This window comes from Bacillus sp. FSL K6-4563, assembly GCF_038630405.1.
In the GTDB taxonomy this organism is placed as follows: Bacteria; Bacillota; Bacilli; order Bacillales; family Bacillaceae; genus Bacillus; species Bacillus pumilus.
Genome location: NZ_CP152030.1, coordinates 2,967,157 through 2,987,416, shown reverse-complemented (window position 1 = coordinate 2,987,416; position 20,260 = coordinate 2,967,157). Strand labels below are relative to the sequence as shown.

Annotated in this window: 21 protein-coding genes; 10 read left to right on the top strand and 11 right to left on the bottom strand. The window is 41.6% G+C overall.

Features of this window, described 5'->3' with window-relative positions; genetic code table 11:
• Positions 1–14: 14 nt before the first annotated feature.
• From MHH54_RS15285 to MHH54_RS15270, 4 genes are all read right to left on the bottom strand, one after another.
• Complete coding sequence (locus MHH54_RS15285; RefSeq protein ID WP_003213117.1) at positions 15–1,064, bottom strand: NAD(P)/FAD-dependent oxidoreductase; 1,050 nt, start codon at positions 1,062–1,064, stop codon at positions 15–17.
• A gap of 90 nt (positions 1,065–1,154) precedes the next feature.
• On the bottom strand, positions 1,155–2,141 hold the full coding sequence (locus tag MHH54_RS15280) for an ABC transporter substrate-binding protein (RefSeq protein WP_106035604.1): 987 nt from the start codon (positions 2,139–2,141) through the stop codon (positions 1,155–1,157).
• A gap of 41 nt (positions 2,142–2,182) precedes the next feature.
• Positions 2,183–3,487, bottom strand: coding sequence for an NtaA/DmoA family FMN-dependent monooxygenase (locus MHH54_RS15275; protein ID WP_342500385.1), 1,305 nt, complete (start codon positions 3,485–3,487; stop codon positions 2,183–2,185).
• A 271-nt stretch (positions 3,488–3,758) separates the two neighbouring features.
• Entirely contained in the window at positions 3,759–4,610 is an 852-nt protein-coding gene (locus MHH54_RS15270; RefSeq protein ID WP_308218251.1) for an AraC family transcriptional regulator, read from the bottom strand.
• Positions 4,611–4,830: 220 nt separating this feature from the next.
• Between MHH54_RS15270 and MHH54_RS15265 the strand changes: the two genes are divergently transcribed.
• The 6 genes from MHH54_RS15265 to MHH54_RS15240 all read left to right on the top strand — a co-directional run bounded on the left by MHH54_RS15265 (position 4,831) and on the right by MHH54_RS15240 (position 9,373).
• Positions 4,831–5,223 (top strand): hypothetical protein, encoded by a 393-nt coding sequence (locus tag MHH54_RS15265; RefSeq protein WP_003213314.1) that lies wholly within the window; start codon positions 4,831–4,833, stop codon positions 5,221–5,223.
• Between the two features lie 15 nt (positions 5,224–5,238).
• Entirely contained in the window at positions 5,239–5,904 is a 666-nt protein-coding gene (locus MHH54_RS15260; protein ID WP_003213665.1) for a PspA/IM30 family protein, read from the top strand.
• Between the two features lie 111 nt (positions 5,905–6,015).
• Positions 6,016–6,885, top strand: coding sequence for a DUF4097 domain-containing protein (locus MHH54_RS15255; protein WP_003213634.1), 870 nt, complete (start codon positions 6,016–6,018; stop codon positions 6,883–6,885).
• Between the two features lie 30 nt (positions 6,886–6,915).
• Positions 6,916–7,680 carry a cell wall-active antibiotics response protein LiaF gene (gene liaF, locus MHH54_RS15250; protein WP_034620120.1) on the top strand — a complete coding sequence of 255 codons (765 nt, stop codon included), beginning with the start codon at positions 6,916–6,918 and terminating at the stop codon, positions 7,678–7,680.
• On the top strand, positions 7,677–8,741 hold the full coding sequence (gene liaS / locus MHH54_RS15245) for a two-component system sensor histidine kinase LiaS (protein ID WP_003212649.1): 1,065 nt from the start codon (positions 7,677–7,679) through the stop codon (positions 8,739–8,741). Before liaF ends, liaS begins: the two co-directional genes overlap by 4 nt.
• The gene (locus MHH54_RS15240; RefSeq protein WP_003213157.1) at positions 8,738–9,373 is read left to right on the top strand and encodes a response regulator transcription factor; all 636 of its coding nucleotides are present in this window, start codon (positions 8,738–8,740) and stop codon (positions 9,371–9,373) included. Before liaS ends, MHH54_RS15240 begins: the two co-directional genes overlap by 4 nt.
• Before the next feature lie 47 nt (positions 9,374–9,420).
• On the opposite strand, the gene MHH54_RS15235 is transcribed toward MHH54_RS15240, so the two are convergent.
• Genes MHH54_RS15235 through MHH54_RS15220 form a run of 4 tightly spaced genes read right to left on the bottom strand, consistent with a single transcriptional unit; the run spans position 9,421 to position 13,449 of the window.
• Positions 9,421–9,789 (bottom strand): hypothetical protein, encoded by a 369-nt coding sequence (locus tag MHH54_RS15235; protein WP_106029299.1) that lies wholly within the window; start codon positions 9,787–9,789, stop codon positions 9,421–9,423.
• 36 nt (positions 9,790–9,825) lie between these two features.
• Positions 9,826–10,947, bottom strand: a complete 1,122-nt coding sequence (locus MHH54_RS15230; protein WP_106029298.1) for a Ger(x)C family spore germination protein — start codon at positions 10,945–10,947, stop codon at positions 9,826–9,828.
• Positions 10,944–12,038 carry an endospore germination permease gene (locus MHH54_RS15225; protein ID WP_003213739.1) on the bottom strand — a complete coding sequence of 365 codons (1,095 nt, stop codon included), beginning with the start codon at positions 12,036–12,038 and terminating at the stop codon, positions 10,944–10,946. Before MHH54_RS15225 ends, MHH54_RS15230 begins: the two co-directional genes overlap by 4 nt.
• Positions 12,025–13,449: a spore germination protein gene (locus MHH54_RS15220; protein ID WP_034620118.1), complete on the bottom strand. Its 1,425-nt coding sequence runs from the start codon at positions 13,447–13,449 to the stop codon at positions 12,025–12,027. The genes MHH54_RS15225 and MHH54_RS15220 overlap by 14 nt, the downstream gene beginning before the upstream one ends.
• A gap of 114 nt (positions 13,450–13,563) precedes the next feature.
• Here MHH54_RS15220 and MHH54_RS15215 point away from each other — a divergent pair, with 114 nt between their 5' ends.
• Positions 13,564–13,731 carry a YvzF family protein gene (locus tag MHH54_RS15215; protein ID WP_003213147.1) on the top strand — a complete coding sequence of 56 codons (168 nt, stop codon included), beginning with the start codon at positions 13,564–13,566 and terminating at the stop codon, positions 13,729–13,731.
• Positions 13,732–13,819: 88 nt separating this feature from the next.
• Positions 13,820–15,214, top strand: coding sequence for a class II fumarate hydratase (gene fumC, locus MHH54_RS15210; RefSeq protein WP_137054422.1), 1,395 nt, complete (start codon positions 13,820–13,822; stop codon positions 15,212–15,214).
• 67 nt (positions 15,215–15,281) lie between these two features.
• On the opposite strand, the gene MHH54_RS15205 is transcribed toward fumC, so the two are convergent.
• A complete protein-coding gene (locus MHH54_RS15205) occupies positions 15,282–16,160 on the bottom strand; it encodes a TetR/AcrR family transcriptional regulator (protein WP_050944099.1) in 879 nt (292 codons plus the stop codon).
• 192 nt (positions 16,161–16,352) lie between these two features.
• On the opposite strand from MHH54_RS15205, the gene spxO reads away from it, so the two are divergent.
• The gene (spxO, locus tag MHH54_RS15200) at positions 16,353–16,517 is read left to right on the top strand and encodes an anti-adapter protein SpxO (RefSeq protein WP_003212782.1); all 165 of its coding nucleotides are present in this window, start codon (positions 16,353–16,355) and stop codon (positions 16,515–16,517) included.
• A gap of 20 nt (positions 16,518–16,537) precedes the next feature.
• On the opposite strand, the gene MHH54_RS15195 is transcribed toward spxO, so the two are convergent.
• Both MHH54_RS15195 and MHH54_RS15190 read right to left on the bottom strand, forming a co-directional pair.
• Positions 16,538–17,869: a HAMP domain-containing sensor histidine kinase gene (locus MHH54_RS15195; protein ID WP_342500384.1), complete on the bottom strand. Its 1,332-nt coding sequence runs from the start codon at positions 17,867–17,869 to the stop codon at positions 16,538–16,540.
• Entirely contained in the window at positions 17,866–18,543 is a 678-nt protein-coding gene (locus MHH54_RS15190) for a response regulator transcription factor (RefSeq protein WP_050944097.1), read from the bottom strand. The genes MHH54_RS15195 and MHH54_RS15190 overlap by 4 nt, the downstream gene beginning before the upstream one ends.
• A 336-nt stretch (positions 18,544–18,879) precedes the next feature.
• On the opposite strand from MHH54_RS15190, the gene MHH54_RS15185 reads away from it, so the two are divergent.
• Entirely contained in the window at positions 18,880–20,250 is a 1,371-nt protein-coding gene (locus tag MHH54_RS15185) for a trypsin-like peptidase domain-containing protein (RefSeq protein WP_003213179.1), read from the top strand.
• The last annotated feature ends 10 nt before the right edge of the window (positions 20,251–20,260 follow it).

Genomic DNA, 20,260 nt, shown 5'->3' with positions numbered 1-20,260 from the left:
GTTCAATGAACGCTTTATTTCGTATACAAATGCTTCATCAGCTCTTTGTTTTTTTGAATAAATATGTCATTATGCGAAGAAACCATTCCACGAGCGCTTGCATCAGGCATTACATATTGCTTGGCTTGGTTTACCGCATTCGCAGCATCCTGGAAAGCGCCAGCAATCAAATGCAATTTTCCTTCATGATGCAAAATATCGCCTGCAGCGTAAATGCCTCGGACTGACGTCTCACTCAGTGGAGTTCCTGCAATCCAGTAATCCTTCTGCTCTAGTTTAATGGTACTATTCGCAAGTAATTCTTTGTCTCGCTCGTATCCATGATTGATAATGACTTCATCTATGGCTAGATCAAATAAGGCATCGTCCTGATTATTTTTGAGGACAACCGTTTTAATCCGCTCATGATCGTCTGCTGCGATGAGCTTTTCAATCGATGTATGAAGCAGGAATTGGACAGAGCTGTTTTTAAGGTGCGATATTTGGGCTTCGTGTCCTTTTAAGGCTTCTTTCCGATAGGTCAAATACACTTGCTTGGCAATAGGCTCCAGCTCATTCGCCCAGTCAATGGCTGAATTACCACCTCCTGAGATCAACACGGTTTTATCTTTAAAGCGAGCAAGGGATTTGACCGTATAATGCAAATTTTGAACCTCGAATCGTTCTGCACCCTCAATATCCAATTTAATCGGCTTGAGGATACCTCCTCCAACAGCTAAAATGACGGTTTTGGAGTAATGTTTTTGATTTGACGCGGTGTGGAGAACAAAGTGACCTCTTTCGTCTTGAGAAAGAGAGGTAACCTTTTCTCCGAGTACGACCTTTGGTTCAAACGTCAGTCCTTGAGCAACAATTTGATCAATTAGCTGCGAGCCTGGAACAGGTGTTAGTCCTCCTATATCCCAGATCATCTTTTCCGGATAAACATGAACCTTCCCTCCAAGGAATGGCTGGAATTCAATCAGCTTCGTTTTCATTTCACGCAATCCGCTATAAAAAGCGGAAAACAATCCAGCAGGTCCTCCGCCAATAATCGTTACATCATATACTTCCATGTCCTGCATCGTACACTTCGCCTCGCTTCTTTTGCTTCATTTATTTTTTAAAATGACGATGGGGCATCGTTTTGGAACAGCCACATGATTTCAGCAGTCTCATTTATTTTCTAATTGCTGCTGCAAGGCTTCTAAAAATTGGATGCGGCTATAAGCAGGTCCTCCTTCAAGGAGTGGGTGAACCACATTGATATAAACCTGATCCTTTTTAAAGGCCGTCATGTTTTGAATAACAGGATTCTTTTTCATGTCATCAAATGCTTGTTGTGCCTCTTGATTTTCATCCGTAGAAAATTGTACAAATAAATAATCCGGATTCATTTCCCCTAGCTGCTCGACAGAGATTGCTTCTTGCGTTTTTGCTAAGCTAACCGGTTGAGGAACTGTGAGATCCAATTCTTTATACAAGACAGGATTGAAATACACATCTTCTGGATATACGAAGGCTTGTGCTCCCCGAATTCGAATGATGGCTACTTTTTTATCCTTGAGCTTCTCCTTTAACGATGCTTTTGCGTCTTTGACATCTGTTTTGTATTGAGTGAGGATTTTGTTTGCTTTCTTCTGTTTCCCTGTTAAATCGGCCATTAGCTCTAAATTAGCCTCCCAATTTGTCGCGATATGGGATATTGGAATGGTCGGAGCAATTTTCTCTAACTTGTTTAATACGACTTGTTGAAATTTAGAGGAGCCTAAAATAACGTCAGGTTTCAATTTTAATATTTTCTCAAAATTCGGCTGCTGTTTTTCACCGATTGATTCGGAATCGCTTGTGATTGAAGCAAATATTTCCGGGAATTTCCCTCCTACTGATATTGCCCCTGCTGGATGAACATCAAGTACAACGGCATCTTCCATTGCTTCCATCGCCCCAGTAATGACGATTTTTTCGGTTTTTTTCGGGAGGGTATACTTTTTCCCAAGATACTCTATTGTTTTCGTAGCAGTATCTCCTGAATCTTCAATTCCGGCATTTTTGCTTCCGGAGACTGTAGTTGATTGCTTAGGCTTGTCTCCTCCGCCGCATGCCGCCATGATCAGCATCAATAAGGAAATGAAGCCGATGATCATTAATTTTTTATTCATCTTTCTAAAACTCCTCTCAAACTGTCTATTGTGGTCGTGCTTTATTTCATCCCCAGATGCTCACGCAAGGTGGACCCTGTATATTCACTCCTAAACAAGCCATGTTGGACGAGTAAGGGGACCAATTCGTCAAAAAATAATTCTAGTGATTGTACTGAGCCCGGAAGAGCAATGAATCCGTCTAAAGCACCCGTTTCAAACCATCTGGTTATTTCTCTCTGTGCATCATGAGCTGTTCCCACGATCACCCAGTGTGCAGATTCAATGACCTCAGGCCTAGAGAGTAGTTCTCTTACGGTAGGCTGCGTTTGTACAATCAACCTGCGCAGCAAATCAGCATGGGTTTGACTGCGTACCTGCTCATCAATTCCTTGCAGCATATCGGTAGGAACGGGTTGATCTAAGGGGAGGTGACGAATATCGAGACCTAGAATCGATTGAATCGCTGCATAACCTTGTGCAGTGCTTAGATGGGAATGCGCCTCTCGATACATTTCATGTGCCTCGTCACGTGTTTTTCCTAAAAAAAAGTACAAGCCAGGCAGCACACGGATATCATCCGCCTGGCGGCCATGCTTGCATGCTCTTCTCCTCATGTCTTTCCGTAATTCAATGCCTGAGGCAATATCTGGGGTTGCTGCAAACATCGCATCTGCGGTTGAAGCGGCAAAATCCCGCCCCATTTCCGAAGCACCTGCCTGAAACAAAGGAATGGTTCCTGACGGATGGGCCGGCACATTGAGCGGACCCTTAATATGAAAGAAATGCCCCTCATGTTGAATAGAAGAAATTCTCTCCCTGTCAGTAAACTGTCCTGTCGTCCGATTGATGAGCAGCGCCTCATTTGGATAGCTCTCCCAAAGCTTGCGTACAACATCCGTAAATTCCATCGCCTTCTTATATCGTTCTTCTGAGGTTGGCATGGGTGAATGGCTAAAATTTTCGGCTCCGTCGATCGAAGTGACAATATTCCAGCCGGCACGCCCATTGCTGATCCAATGCAAGGACTGAAGCTGTCTCGCCACTACATAGGGAGGGTTGAACGTAGTCGAGGCGGTTGAAACAAGTCCGATTCGATCCGTCTCATGAGCAATCGAAGCAAGCAGAACCGTTGGGTCAAGACCGCCAAAGCCAGGGGAGTGATCCAATGACTCTATGTTGAGCACGAGTGCATCCGGCTTAAAAAGAAAGTCAAGCTTGGCCATCTCTGCAATCTTTGCCAGCTCGACGTAGAAGTTGGTTGAGAATAAGTGTTCTACCATGCTGCTCGGATGCCGCCATCCTTTTCCCTTCAGCCAGGTCGCTGACAAGGACAACCCAATACAAAGCTGCCTTTTTTTGTTCATATCATCTGCCTCCCTGTCGTTGCTGAGTCACTTTGTATATCCTCAGCAATAATTGATATTGATAATCATTATCATCGACTAGTATAGCAAGGACCTCGTGAAATGCGAATACACAAATAACGAATATCATATGCATTATTATCTAATCAGGGCTGACAAAAGAGGGATGATCTATTTCTGAGGAGTTAGGCTGATTGTTTCATAGAGAGCTGAAGAAACTCTTTAAGGAATGAGGCTAGCATCCATTGTTTTGAGGAGAAATACTACAGATTTATTTAGCGGTATATGCGCTAGGCGGCACTCCGAATTTCTTTTTAAATAGTCTGCTAAAATATAGCGGATTGGGATAGCCGACAGTCATAGAAACATCACGGATGGGAATATTACCTGCTTTTAGTATTTCACGCGCTCTTTCCATACGATACTGGATGACATAGTCAATTGGGTGAAGTCCGGTATATTTATGGAAAAAGTATGAGAAGCTTTTAGGATTCATATCGCACAGTTCAGCGAGATCCTGGAGTGTTAATGGATTCATATATTGCCCTCTAATATAAGCGACGGCTTCCTCGATGATCCTTTCATTAGGAGAGCTCTCTTTCTGCTTACAGCCCATTAGCATTTGATATAGGATGCGCAAAAATAATTCCTTGACTCGAAGTTTTCCCATCCCGCCAGGTGCATGAACATTTTGGTGGAGCATGGTGAGTAATTCAATGATTCTCGGATTTGCTCCCGTTTCCAGCTTGAAAGCAGTGTCACAGTCAGATTCCTTATCACAATTCAAATGATAGAAAAGTGAATGGTACTCGTATTCTGATTGACTGATCACCTGCAGGGCCAGCTGGCATCCTGGTGTTACATGCATGACGGACCCTGGCTGCAAATCGTAGCTCTTCCCATTGATATTCAGTCTAGCTTCCCCGCGAATGCTTAAAAGAAAGCCAGCACTTTCTGTCTTAAACTCACTTAATGTACTATGGGGCTGGATAACTAAACGATAGATTTCTTGTATGTGAAAAGAATGACTAGCAAATAGATCAGCTAGTTGATCTCTATTTATCAATGTACGACACCTGCCTTTGACTTGATCTAAATACCACTTATTCTGTGATTCTACCATACGTTTAGCACCCACAAGAGCTAAAAATAGCAAATAAGTTAGCGGCTTTGTCCACAATCTGGACACTCTTCTTTTCGAAGAGTGTTTTTTGTTTGATTCTACCGCTCAGTCTGAGCGAAGTTACGACTCTGGTCGCAATGAAAGATCAATCTGCGACACGTTTTGCCAGCTTTCTTTTTTGACTATAGTAAAAGCAAGGAGTAAGAAAGGAGGCATGAAGATGAAAATAACAAGTAAAACCATCATCGGTTCGATTTTAATGTTTGTCGGTCTATCCATCTTCTTCGGTGGCTCACTAGGAGGGCTGATCCCAATTCTGATTGGGGCGTGGCTCATCTATGTAGGTGTAAAGAAATATGAAAAAGGCAGTAAAACCTTCGGCGTCATTCTAGCAGTCATTGGTGTCATGTTCGTTGTGCAAGCTCTGCCATTTATCCTTGGAATCGCACTATCTGGGGGGCTTCTCTACTTCGGCTGGACGATGATCAATGGTAAACAGGCAAAAGAATCATCAAGTAGATCATATATGGAGCCAAACACGTCACCGAAAATGGAAGAACCTATGCATACGTCATTTGATCAAGAATGGGAAGATTTTTTAAAGAAAAAATAAGAGGAGGAAATTCAAATGGTATTCAGAAGAATGAGAGATATGTTTGTTGCAACGGTCAATGAGGGCTTAGATAAAATGGAGAATCCACGTGTCATGCTGAATCAGTACGTTCGTGATATGGAGGACGATATTGCCAAAGCGAAACATGCGATCATCAAACAGCAAACGATTCAACAAGGCTTCCTGCGCAAAGCAGAAGAGACGGAAGCATTTGCTGATAAAAGAAAGAAGCAGGCTGAGCTGGCATTTCATGCAGGAGAAGAAGAATTAGCACGAAAAGCGCTCACAGAAATGAAGTATTTTGAAGAAAAGCATCAGGAATATCAGGAAGCTTATCAGCAATCTGTGAAACAATTAAAAGAGCTGAAAGAGCAATTGCAACAGTTAGAAACGAAGCTGCGTGATATTAAAGACAAGAAGCAGGCACTCATAGCAAGAGCAAATGCCGCACAGGCAAAGCAGCATATGAACGAATCTATGAATAAAGTAGATAGTGAAAGTGCATATAAAGAATTTCTTCGAATGGAGAACCGTATCGAAGAAATGGAGACAAAAGCGGGCAGCTATACACAATTTGAGGATCAAGGAGCATATGCTCATCTAGACTATGCTGATGAGGTTGAAAAAGAATGGCAGAAGCTCAAGCTGGAGAAGAAGCCTGAGCAGCAGCAAGCAAACTAAGAAATCAATGGCAGATCGGAAGAAAAGCAGGATTTTTCTTCCGATATTTGATTTCTTTCTGTTTCGCTTTTCCTTATAATGAAAAGGTCAGAAGATAAAGGGATGGTATGAATGAAGCGGTTAATCGGTCTAATTTGTATACTTGTAGGTGTCTTTTTAATGATTGGGATGCTTTTCAAAAACGAAAATCTCTTTCATTTGAGTTTCTCCCGTGAAAAAGCAGTCACAACAGCTTCAGCGAAAAAAGATGAAATTGATCAATTAGATATTTCTCTTTCTGGATTTCGCGTGAAGGTAAAACCTGAAAATCGTTCCGATATTTCCGTGATGGTCGTAGGTGGAAAAGGGAAAATGTATGCGGAACAAACAGGCAGTACATTTAAAATCCGTGCTGAAAATAAAGGATTCTTGTTTTTCACTTCATTTGAAAAAGGAGAACTCTTAGTCAAAATGCCAACAGATTATCATAAAAATGTGAAGATTACGGGTGGAAGCGGGGTCAGTGAGATGGACGGCGAAGGGAAGCTGGCACTTGAAGATGTGATCCTCAAATCAACAAGCGGAAACCTCAATGCCGAGAATTTCTCAGCAAACAATGTCGAAATCAAAGCGACATCTGGCAGACTCTCTGTGTCTCACATCGATGCGAAAAATAGCGATATTGGAGCAACCTCAGGGCGTGCCGATATTAAAGATGTCAAAGGCGAAATGCAGCTAGAAATGACAAGTGGTAGATTGACGGCAAGTTTTGATACCATTGAATCACCTGTCTCTTTTCACATGACATCAGGCAGCGCAAAATTTAACCTGCCGGATGAAGGAGATTTTAATGTCCAAGTGAAAAAAACAAGTGGAAGTGTCGATCACACCTATCACTTTGATCAAGCAGATAGTGAAGGTCGAGGCTTTACAGGCACGCGGGGAAAAGGGACACACTTAGTCGATATTGAAATGACAAGCGGAAACTTAAAGCTGCGGTAATGAACGAAACAAAGGAAGGAGGCGAGTCAACTGCGTTTTTCAAGGAATCAAATTTTAGGCATCATTGTCGTGATTTTTGGTATTAATCTATTTCTCAAAATTATTGGGATCGGAGCCGATTTGTTTTGGCCTGTGTTTTTTGCGCTTGCGGGCTATTGGCTGCACTCAAGATCCAAACGTTGGCTCGGTTCAGTTTCCTATATTTTTGCCGGCTTTCTCTTTTTAAAATTCCTGCTCAATATTACATTTAGTCTCACAGGATATTTATTTGCGGCCTTTTTGATATATGCCGGCTATCGCTTATTGAAAAACAAACCTGTTTTTGATGTCGATAAAAAGGAAGCACCGGAGAGCGATAAGCCTTCATTGAAAGTCAATCTTGAAAAAGAGGGCGAGCAAAAGAAAACAAAGAGCCAGACAAAGCCGCGCAAGGAGCATGACTTTTTTATCGGTGAAGTCAGGCTGATGAAAAAGCCGTTTCAATTAAGTGATTTGACGATTTCAGGGTTTATCGGGGATGTCAAAATCGACTTATCAAAGGCCATCATCGCAGAAGAAGAGAGCACGATCGTGATAAGCGGGCTCATCGGAGATGTGGATATTTTCGTACCGCAGGATATTGAAGTATGTGTGAGTGCTTCAGCTGCCATTGGTGATATGAAAATTATTGATGAAAAAAGAAGCGGATTCGGCAGTAAAGTGTATGTGATGACAGACAATTACGATGAGAGCAAACGAAAAGTGAAAATCTCCATCTCTTTACTGATCGGAGATGTGGATGTGAGATACTTATGAGGAAACTCCATCTAGGTATCCAGTGGCAATCTATTCGTCTTGGAGTAGGGATCTCGCTTGGTGTTGTCATCATGACGATGCTGCCCATGTTTTTTTATTATCAGCTTGATCCGATGATTCTCCTCTCTACCCGCTGGTTTGGCATCCCGTTTTTTTGTATTTTACTGATCATTAGTCTTGCCATTGGGTTTTCTGCCTCACATGTATTTGGCTATCAGCATAAAAAGCGTCTTGATCAGCTTGTAGAGTCGATTTTAAAGTTTGAAAATGGGAACTTTGCATACAGACTGCCGTCTCTTGGCGACGATGAAATTGGCTTAGCGGCTGATCAATTAAATGAAATGGCGAAACGAGTGGAAGGTCAAGTAGCCTCTTTGCAAAAGCTCTCGAATGAGCGGGCAGAATGGCAGGTGCAAATGAAAAAGTCGGTCGTCTCAGAAGAACGTCAGCGTTTAGCACGAGAACTGCATGATGCGGTTAGCCAGCAGTTATTTGCGATCTCGATGATGACCTCTGCGATTCTTGAAGTCATGAAGGAAAAGGATGAAAAGATTTTAAAGCAAATGCGCCTAGTCGAACGAATGGCTGGCGATGCACAAAATGAAATGCGTGCGCTTTTGCTTCATCTCAGACCGATCACCCTTGAAGGAAAAGACTTGAAAAAGGGCTTGATTGAGCTCCTAAATGAATTTCAAGCAAAACAGCCGATTGATATTGATTGGGAAATAGAAGATGATGTTCCGCTCTCAAAAGGAGTAGAGGATCACCTCTTCCGAATTGTACAGGAAGCCCTGTCAAATGTATTCAGGCATGCAAAGGCGACAAAGGTGACGGTTCGTCTGCTCATTCGAAATCGGCAGGTGCAGCTGAAGATTATCGACAATGGGATCGGCTTTCAAACCGATCATGTGAAGACGGCCTCCTACGGACTGGAATCAATTCGTGAAAGAACAAGTGAAGTAGGCGGTGTCGCAGAGATTATGTCATTTGAGGGAAAAGGAACACAAATTGATGTGAAGGTTCCCATTTTTGATGAAGGAAAAGGAGAGAACGTTCGATGATTCGAGTGCTTTTAATCGACGATCACGAAATGGTGAGAATGGGGCTTGCTGCTTTTTTAGAGGCACAGGCTGATATTGAAGTCATTGGTGAAGCGTCAGATGGACAAAAAGGTGTAGAGCTCGCAGTTGAATTAAGGCCAGATGTCATTTTAATGGATCTTGTCATGGAAGGCATGGATGGCATCGAAGCAACGAAAAGAATTTGTCAGGAAATTGAAGATGCTCGAATTATCGTTCTGACGAGCTTTATTGACGATGATAAAGTTTATCCAGTGATTGAAGCAGGTGCTTTAAGTTATTTATTAAAAACATCCAAGGCAGGAGAAATTGCAGATGCCATTCGGTCTGCAAGTATCGGCGAACCAAGACTAGAATCAAAAGTAGCTGGAAAGGTGATGAATAAACTTCGTCATTCCTCAAATGGATCGATCCTTCATGATGCATTAACAGCAAGGGAAATGGAAATCTTGAAGCTGATTGCCGATGGGAAATCGAATAAGGTCATTGCTGAGGAACTATTTATTACAATTAAAACAGTGAAGACACATATTACAAACATTCTTTCCAAACTCGATGTAGAAGACCGGACGCAAGCGGCTGTGTATGCGCATCGTCATAAGCTGATTCAATAAAATAAAAAAACAGCTTTCAAAAGAAAGCTGCTAGAACATGCGTAAATTTAGTCCTTCTGTCCTGTGATCGGACGTTCGGATAGTTGATGGAGCTCAGGAACTGGAAAAGCCTCCTGCTCCTTGGCCGATTTGTCTTCTAGGGCTTTCTTCATCTCGGATAATAGCTTTACGCTCTCCTTTGCCAATGCTGCCTTTTTCTCTTGCAAACCAATGATCTGTGAAAGTCCGACGAATATACCGCCTCCAACAAGAAGGAGCGCAGGGGTTTGTCCATAATAAATCACGATCAAAAATGTGCTCGAAAAGCTGTCGGCTTCAATGAAGAAATCTTCTTTTGATTGCATGAATACAACGACTAACAGGAGTATTCCTAGAATCAAAAATAGAATGCCGGCCGAAAGTAAAGCTCGTTTCATGATTGACACCCTTTTTTCTTACCATTTTAACATACTCTATAAGGATTGTGTTGCGCCCTTAGTCCCGAAGTCACGGATTTTCACATTTGCTTTGTAACGAATATCTGATTCACTAAAAATCTCATCCCAATGTTTTGCCTCTTTTCGAAAATCCTTCGGGTAGGCAATACTTGCCTTTTGATAGAATCCGCAAATATCTGCTTTGATCTCGTGCTGTAATTCACCGATGAAATCTTTAACGCTTGTCTCTATTCGACGCTTGACAACGCCTTCAATTTCTCTGAGATACTTTTCATTAAAAGCGTTTTCACGTTCATTCCAATCCTCAGACAATCGTCCATCAAGCTCCACTGACACATCAAATTGATATTTTCCGTTGGCTGATTTATTGGTTTTAATATGGTGCTTGAGTTTGAAAATCTCAAAAGAGTAGATGCTGTGTTCATATTCAAATTCAATGACTCCACCCAGTCCGTCTCCAGTTAACAGATTGTATGACTGTACTGCTAACGGAGAGATATTGGTGAGAAATCGCTTATTCTTAATAATAGAGGCTCCATCGATCATTAATTTTCCTTGATCGACGCTGACTTTCGGAATAGCGAAAGATACATTGTTTTGCATGGCAGAAGAAATATCTCCTAATGAGCTAGTCTTAAACATGCGAATGGTCGATTTTCTATTCTCAGAAAGATCGTATAAGATCGTAGAGGCTGGCTGTCCGTCGTCATTGATTTTCAGCATGTCTCCAGGATTCTTAGAGGTCATAAAGACGAGGCCTCCTCTCCTCGTTTCATTGTCTCGAATGAATTGATTAATGACGAGGTCGAAATCATTCTCATTGATGAGTTCCTCAGAAAACAAAAACACCCGTAGCTGCTGTGCGAAAATGCGATGGCTTTTCAGCGCCGTTGTGCGGAATATTTGATGCACAGAATCCCCGTTTGTTTCAATGATTTTCGTAGGGTCTTTGATGTTTGATTCCTGAGAGATCTTTTGAGGAACGAGGACTTGCATAGATACCTTTAATTTATTCCCTTGGTCCCCTTTGTCTACTGCAAATCCAATCGCCATGTTAAGCTCCTCAATATTTGTGCTATCCCAGCATCCACTTAATAGAACTAGCGTCAAAAGAGCAACAGCTGCTTTCTTTTTCATGTTGTGTTCCGCCTCCTTTTGAAAAATACGATGATAAATAAGAGAAACGGGAGAATGCCGAACAGCAGGAAAAAGAGGTTGTTCACATAGGTTAAATAATTTCGCACTGTATCGACATCCTTTGGAAAAATCGCTGCAAAGTAAATCACAATTCCCATTAAAACAAGGACCACTTTTTTAGGAAACTTGGTCAGTTTAGACACCCCGATTGCAGCAAAAAATGTATATCCGACAAAGCTTGTATAAAGCTGAATCAGCCAAACGATAAGCAAAAAGGAGTCAATTCGTTCAATAAAAATCCCCTGAATATCAAATGATTGAAATAAGGCAATGGTCGGCCAAGTCAAAGTCGCCGTTTCTTTAACAGTCAGCGCACCAATCACCATCATATAAGTGAAAATATAAATAATCGCAGGAATCAAAAAGCCGACTGTCCCATAAGCAAAGGTGTGTTTTTGTGTGTTCAGATAAGCAGGCATAAACAGTATCATTTCAATGCCGACAAACGATATGGCAGATGCATTCAAGGAATTGAAGACAGGGGAGAACCCCTCTCCTAAAACGGGACGGAGGTTATCTAACTTAAATTCTTGGAGACTAAGCCCATAAGCGACAAATAAGATGATGAGCGTCACAATCAGTATAAAAGGGAAAAGCCGGGCTAAATCACCAATTCCGCCAATCACCAAATAAAACCCAACTACAATAAAGCTGATCATTGTCACGGCTACTGGCGTGTTTTGAAGCAGAAAGAATTTGACCATTTCTGACATAGCCCGTACTTCATAGCTGGCAACGCCAAGAAAATAAATAATAATCAAAAGATTGGCAAGCGCGCCAATCCATTTTCCAAGTCCCTCATTCGTATAATCATAATATGAGGAGAAGGGGACTTTTTTCATCATCAGGACATTTGCAAAAATAAACACAATGTAAATGACACTCATAAGTAAGAGTGCAATCCAGCCATCAGGTGTAGCCGCAGCCTGAGCCATTGAACGTGGCAGAATCATCATACTTGCGCCTAGTGTTGTATTTGCAATAATGGCACTTGCCTGATAGCTTGATATCGACTCTTTATGATTGACCATCTCGTTCTCCTTTCTGTTGATTTTTTAAGGGCAATCGAATAATGGAATTGTCCTCGTTTTTATAGCTGAACACAAAATCTGGTGAGAAATACGGTGTGCCAAAACTTTTTTGCCGTGTGAGATGAGTAAGGAGTACGAGCATAAACAGCACAATCCCGTATAAACCAAAGGTAGCCGCAGCAAACATGGACACAAAGCGGAGCACACGAAAGGACATGCCCATCCCGTATTGAGGAACAGTAAAGGACGCAAGGGCCATCACACTGACGATAATCACCATGATTGAGCTCACAATATGAGCCTGAACGGCTGCCTGCCCAATGACAACCCCGCCAACAAGTCCGATCGTTTGACCGAGCGGGTTTGGCAGCCTTAAGCCGGCTTCCCGTAGAAGCTCAATCGTCATCTCCATGATGAGTGCCTCCACAATAGGCGGAAAGGGGACATTTTCTCTTGTACTTGAGATCGAAATAGCCAGAGTTGTTGGTAAAAGTCCCTGATGGAACGACACAAGCGCAATATAAATGGCTGATAAAAATAATGTCAGAAAGATCGAGGTAAACCGCAGCATACGAATGAGAGAGGCGGCGATCCATCTTTCATAATAATCATCCGGTGATTGCATAATCGTCGCGAGCGAAGCAGGTACAATTAACACAAAAGGTGAATGATCGACAAAAATGGCGACCCGGCCATTATTTAAAGCAGACGCGACTTTATCCGGCCGTTCTGTGTTTTGAATTTGCGGGAAAGGAGAGTACACATTGTCTTCAATGAGCTCCTCAAGAACACCAGAGTCCTGTATATCATCAATGGTGACTTGCTTGAGCCGTTTTTTTACCTCTTTTAAAACAGAGGTTTCAACGATACCGTCAATGTACATGATGGTCACTTGGGTGTATTTTTTTTCCCCGATCTTCATGTTTACTGTTTTGAGGTCAGGGTTTTTCAAGCGCTGTCGCACGAGAGCTAAGTTCGTGTTTAAATCTTCAATGAAGCCAACTTTCGGCCCTCTTACGACTGTTTCAGATGTAGAATCCCCTAAACTGCGTTTCTTCGTTCCATGCGTTTCTAAAATATACGCATGCTGAAATCCATTAATCAGCACCACGCAATGCCCTTCAAAAATCGCATCGACCAATTCTTCAGAGGTCTTCACCGAACGTGTCGTCATCATGGATAAATTAGATTCCAACTTCTCTTTTGTAAGAGAGGTATGATCTTGGAGAAGCAGCTTTAAAAAGGTTTGAATCTCCATCTTTTCGTTCATTTCTTTTATGTATAAATAGTAAACAACCTGCCCGTGAGGCAGCGTTTTTTTCTCATGGACCAAATCATCCATTTCCTTTAATTGCGGGAGAATGACGGAGAGATTATCGTATAAGTGTTCTTTCAATGGAGTCTGATTCAAAAGGATCACCCGCCTCAAATAACTTTTTCTTAGCATTACCTGCTTGAAAAAACAATATTCTGTGTTACATTATTTTGTGGTAAAAGAAAGAATGAGGGTTTTGGAGGAAACAAGATGGCACAAATTCGTTTAGCAGGAACAAAAGAGGAGATTGACCGTATTCTACAGTCGTTTGACAAGCATTATGAAGTGACATATACATCAAAGGATTACGGAAAAACGAACCCAAAATACAAATATTCGAAAGATGTCCGCGTTTATATTGAACTAAAATTAAAATAAAGATAAAATTTTAATTGAAAACGCTTAAAGGATTTTGGTTTTTTGTATAGAATAGAGTTGAGTGTATAAAGCTATGGAGGGATACATAATGACAGAATTTAGAATCGAAAAAGATACAATGGGCGAAATCAAGGTGCCAAAGGACAAGTTCTGGGGTGCACAAACACAACGAAGCAAAGAAAATTTCAAAATCGGTTCTGAGAAAATGCCAAAGGAAGTTGTGAATGCGTTTGCAATTTTGAAACGTAGCACAGCGATTGCCAACGAACGTCTTGGCAACCTTGAGAGCGAAAAAGCAGAAGCAATTGCTGCTGTATGTGATGACATCATCAGCGGAAAGTATGACGAGCATTTCCCGCTTGTTGTATGGCAAACAGGTAGCGGGACACAAAGTAACATGAATATGAACGAAGTCGTTGCAAATAGAGCAACTGCTTACTTGAAAGATAAAAATAGTGAGTTCAGCATTCATCCGAATGATGACGTCAATCGTAGCCAAAGCTCAAATGACACATTCCCAACTGCTATGCACGTGGCAGCTGTTTTAGCTGTGTACAAAAAATTATTGCCTGCGATTGATCAATTAAGAGCGACTCTTGATGAGAAGGCAAAAGCATATCAAGAGATTGTTAAAATCGGTCGTACGCATTTGCAAGACGCAACTCCACTGACAGTAGGTCAAGAAATTAGCGGCTGGGTGTACATGCTGGACCGTTCAAAAGAAATGATTCTAGAATCAACTGAAAAAATGAGAGAGCTTGCGATTGGCGGAACAGCTGTTGGTACAGGAATTAACGCACATCCTGAGTTTGGTCAATATGTCGCTGAGGAAATCAGCAAGCTGACAGGTCAAAATTTCAATTCTTCACCAAACAAATTCCATGCGCTGACAAGCCATGATGAAATTACGTATGCACACGGTGCCCTAAAAGCACTTGCAGCTGATTTAATGAAAATTGCCAACGATGTGAGATGGCTGGCAAGTGGTCCTCGCTGCGGAATTGGTGAATTGATCATTCCTGAAAATGAGCCAGGAAGCTCCATTATGCCAGGTAAAGTCAACCCAACTCAAAGTGAAGCCTTAACAATGATCGCAGCACAAATCATGGGGAATGACGCAACAATCGGTTTTGCCGCGAGCCAAGGAAACTTTGAGCTGAACGTATTTAAGCCGGTCATCATCTATAACTTCTTGCAATCAGTTGAATTACTTGCTGACGGCATGAACTCATTCCATGACAAGTGTGCAGTTGGAATCGAACCAAACCTAGAAACAATCGAGAAAAACTTGAACGATTCATTGATGCTTGTGACGGCACTTAACCCGCACATCGGATATGAAAATGCAGCGAAAATTGCAAAACTTGCTCACAAAGAAGGATTAACGTTAAAAGAAGCAGCACTTCAATTAGAGCTGTTAACAGAAGAGCAGTTTGAAGAGTTTGTGAAACCAGAAGAAATGGTGACACCGAAAGCAAAATAAAAACCAGGGGCGGCTGCCCTTGGTTTTTTTCATTGAACGTGATGTGGACAAAAATGAAACCAAGGTTCTACAAATGATCCTCTTTCAAAATACGCAAAAGTGACTCAGATACGGATTGGAGCGGTGCGAACAATTTCAGTTGATGCAGCATACCTTTCACGATGACTTGTCTAGGTTTTTGTTTGTTTAATTCATTTTCTAGAATGCCGAGTGCTTCAAATAAATCAGGCTCGTCTTTCACTTCATAGTGTGCTTCAGCTTGCTCTCTTAATTCTTTTAAAAGAGATTCTGTCAGCGGGTCGAATGACCGTTCATAAATAGGACCAAACCAATCGCTCGCTTGATCTACAGAGATGAGCGGAAGATCATGTCGCGCCATCATACCGCCCATCAAATCATCGATACGGTGAATCATCGTTGCGGCTAGCTCCTCAGCCTCCAGCTGAAAATCATATAAAATCGCAAGCTCGAAATAAACGTGGCTCATGCCCTCAATTGTCAAACAAAGATCAGCCATATAAGGAATCGCTGCATCTCCATATACCTGCTTAATGTTATCAATGTGAAGCTGAATGGTGGCAAGTCTGATTTGTTTTGCGAGCTGCTGCGTTTCTTCATTCATTGGCAGTGCTCGATCGCTCAGCTGCATTTTAATAAAATCCTTTTGCTGCAAAATATTATCGTAGTAGACAGTAAGCTGCTTGCGGTAGGCTTCCTTTGGTGTGCCGCCCTCTGTTTGAACCTCGTGGATCCGGGTAAATACCTTATCGTAATAGTAATGTAAGATTGAAATGAGCAGTGCTTCCTTTGATTTAAAATAAAGATAAAAAGCACCCTTTGACATGTGGCATTCATCCGCAATTTCCTGAACAGACGTTGTATTGTAGCCTTTACTGGCAAACAATTTCATGCCAGCCTCAATGATCATTTTCTCTTTCTTTTTCAATATGAATGTCATCCTTTCTTACCGAGAGACAAATGTCTTAGGAAACGTGCGCAAAGAGATGTGACTTATCGGTCATAAACGACGAAAGTTTTCAAAAATTAATCAGATTGTAACTTGTTTTTTACAGTGTAATTCTTTATATTATAAAGTAAGGTGACCAACTGGTCAAAAAATGTGAAAGGATGATGTTCCATGAGAGAAATCGATGATATGATAAGACGCTTGCGAACAAAAGGAATTCAAGTAGAAAAAGTCAAAATGCCGAAAGAGACAACCATTGAAAAGAAATGGATGTATCAAGCTGGCAAGAAAATCAAAGCCACATACCGTGATTTCAATGGGTATTCATTCATCTAAAAAAGACTGCGGTCAAAAACCTACAGTCTCTTCTTTGGTACCGTGATCGTATAACGTACACCTAGATCATCATTTTCAATTGATATAGACGCTTGATGCATGGAGAGAATTTTTTTGACAATGCTTAATCCAATACCGAATTCGCCCTTTTTTCCCTTACTAAAAGGTTCGTATAGGCTGGATAGCATATGTTCTTCAATTGGAGGACCGTCATTACGAATGACAATGCGTATTTGATCCTCTTCCTGTTTCATTTGAATATCAATTTTCCTTTTTGCGTAGCGAAGTTGATTTTCTAGGACATTTTCAAATAATTTGCTCCATTGTTCTGGATCGCCTTCAAGAGCAGCCTCATCATCTAAGTCCACGTTCCACTGTAATTCATTTTTCGACCAGCGTATTCGGTCGACCACTTCCAGCATCGTATTACTGAGTAGGAAGGAAGCATGTGCAGGGTGTTGATTTGATAAATAATCAAGCTTTGTTAAGTACAGCAAATCCTTGATTTTCTTCTCAAGCTTTTCCGCTTCACCTTCAATGACTTCCACTGTTTGTTCAAGATCTCCCTTAGGAAAAATACCATCTTTAATCGACTGCGTATAGCCGCGGATGACCATGACAGGTGTCTTTAAGTCATGTGATATATTTTGCAAAAGAGTCCGTTCTGTTTCATCCTTTTGAATGAGTTTTTGTCTCATTTCTTCAATGGTATGACCAAGCTTTCCAATTTCATCTTGCCGGTCAACGATGACAGGATCGTCCCAGTCCTCTTGTGCAATCCGCTTCACGTGTTTTTCAAACGCAACGATTGGACGGGATAAGTAGCGGGCAAGCCAAATCGATGGAATCCAGCTTAATAAAATAACGGTGCCCAAGATAAAGATCAGCTGTTTAAACAGCGTAAAGGACAGGTCATCTCGATAAGAGTCTGGCGCATAAGACAAAAGAATATATTGTGTATTGCCTGTTGATACTTTTTTGATGACAAAAAAGATGTGCTGGCCATTCACCTCTTCAGAATAGCGTTTCGTTGCGCTTTTTTGTTTTTTCACAAAGGCTTGGATTTTCTCAATAAAGGCGTGCGGGAAAAACTGCCTCATTTGGTTTAATTCATCTGACGGAATCAGAATGTGTTGCACCGAGCGGTTTTCCGGTGTCGACTTTGGCGAGCCGTCTCGGTTCAACGGATATTCTGTGAGCACCTGCTGTTCATTTTCGATATTTTTATAAATTTCATTCGTGAAAAAATTTCGTAATGTATTGGAAAATAGGATGATCAGAACAATCGAGATGGTGAGCAAAATACCAGAGATGACGATCCAAATTTGAAAAGCGAGTGGTTTGTTCTTCATCCTTTTAGCATCCTATAGCCAAATCCATAGATGGTCTCGACCTTTAAGTCGGGCATTTTTTTGCGTAATCGTCTGACAAGGTCATCGACCACACGATCTGTCCCGAAGTAATCGTGTCCCCAAATTTTGATGAGGATATCTTCACGAGAAAAAGCATGTCCTTGATGATGTGTAAATAAAAGCAGCAAGTCAAATTCCTTAGAAGTTAAGTTAATCAGCTGATCTCCTTCATACACCTCTCTTATATCCTCATGAATGACATATGAGGAGACGGGTGTGACACTTTGCTGCTGCGGAGTATCGCTGTTTTTGTACACAAGCTCAAGCAGCTTTTGCACTCGAATGATCAGCTCGCGCGGAAGAAATGGTTTCGCAATATAATCACTGCTTCCCAGCTCTAAACCGAGGACACGATCAATATCAGCGTCGCGTGCTGAAATGAAAATGACCGGTACGTCAGGTGATGCGGCTTTGATTTCTTTAATCAGTGTGTAGCCATCTGTATCAGGCAGCATGATATCTAAAATCCATAGATGCGGCGGCTTATTCATTGCTTCGCGTGCCGCTTCTCCGGTTAAAAAAGAGGAGACATTCCAATTTTCACTTTCTAAATATTTGGTTAAAAGTTCGTTTAAGTTTTGTTCATCTTCCACTAAATAAATGGTGTACGACAAAGTCTTCCACATCCTCTCAACGTCATTATAACGGGATACAAAGGCGGCATGTCAACAATCACATGCTTTTTTCACAATTTCACATATTCTTCTCATTATTATCCCATAATGTTTGTTTATGATAAGCTCAAGGGAAAAAAGGGCATAGACAAAAGGCAGATCAATAGGTGCTTTTCACGAATGTGCGCACCTTGCTTTTTTTCTATGAATAAGTATTATATAATTTGACATATTGTCATGTAGTATTTTCAATGATGTTGCCATTAAGAGGACATGAGTCCGATCTACACATATGAATCAAGCAAGTCATGAACATGATGTAAAGGAGTGTAAGCGATGGATTTCCGAAGAGAAGATGAAGAGAAGAAGTTGAATCAACAAGAAGATGTACATCAAGAAAATGAGAAACAAATAGACGAACCTGAAAAAGAAAAGGAACTCGTTTTTCAACCTCATGAAAACGAAGCTTCTGCCACTCAGGAGAGTGTGACAAACCATTCTCCTCAAATGGAGGATGACCGTGTGTCGAAAAAGGAGAAAAAGCGGAAAGCAGCATGGCTCAGTCCGATCCTTGGAGGAATTATTGGCGGAGGCCTTGTGCTTGGCATTACACCGCTTTTGCCGCAGTCACAGAACACAGCAGCAAACACTCAAACGCAAACAGCGTCAAGTGAACCGGCAGCCTCTGAAAATTTCTCAACAAAACAAATCACCAATGCCACGAATGTCTCTGATATGGTAGAAGATTTAGAGCCAACCATTGTGGGAGTCTCAAACTATCAATCTACCCAAAATTCGTTTGGCCTTAGCGGTGATTCAACAGAAGCTGAAGCTGGAACGGGTTCTGGTGTCATCTTTAAAAAAGATGGCAAAAAAGCGTACATTATTACAAATAACCACGTAGTCGAGGGTGCCAATAAATTGAAGGTCACACTTTATGACGGAAAAACAAAAGACGCGAAGCTTGTCGGCAGTGACGTGATGACAGATTTAGCTGTTGTCGAAATCAATGCAGACGGCATTGATAAAGTGGCGAGCTTTGGTGATTCTTCTAAGCTCCGTGCTGGAGACAAAGTGATCGCAATTGGGAACCCTCTTGGTGCCCAGTTCTCTGGTACTGTGACAGAAGGGATTATTAGTGGTCTTGATCGTACAGTTGAAGCGAACACATCATCTGGTACGGTGGAAATGAATGTACTGCAAACAGATGCAGCGATCAATCCAGGAAACAGCGGGGGACCGCTTATCAATACAGATGGTCAAGTCATTGGTATCAACAGCTTAAAAATTAGCGAAAGCGGTGTGGAATCACTCGGCTTTGCGATTCCAAGTAACGATGTCAAACCGATTGTAGATGAGCTGTTGAAAAACGGAAAGGTTGAACGTCCTTATCTTGGCGTACAAATGATTGACCTTGAGCAAGTGCCTGAAACGTATCAAGAAAATACGCTCGGCCTATTTGATAAACAAATCGGCAAAGGGATTTACGTAAAGGATGTATCAAAAGGATCACCTGCACAAAAAGCAGGCTTGAAGTCTGGAGATGTCATCATCAAGTTTAAAGGAAAAAACGTAGCGAATAGCTCTCAGCTGAAAGAAATTTTGTACAAAGAAACAAAAGTCGGCGATAAAACGACAATGACTGTTATTCGTGAAGGGAAAAACAAGAACCTAGACATTACCCTAGGACAGTCTGAAACTGAATAAATGAAAAAAC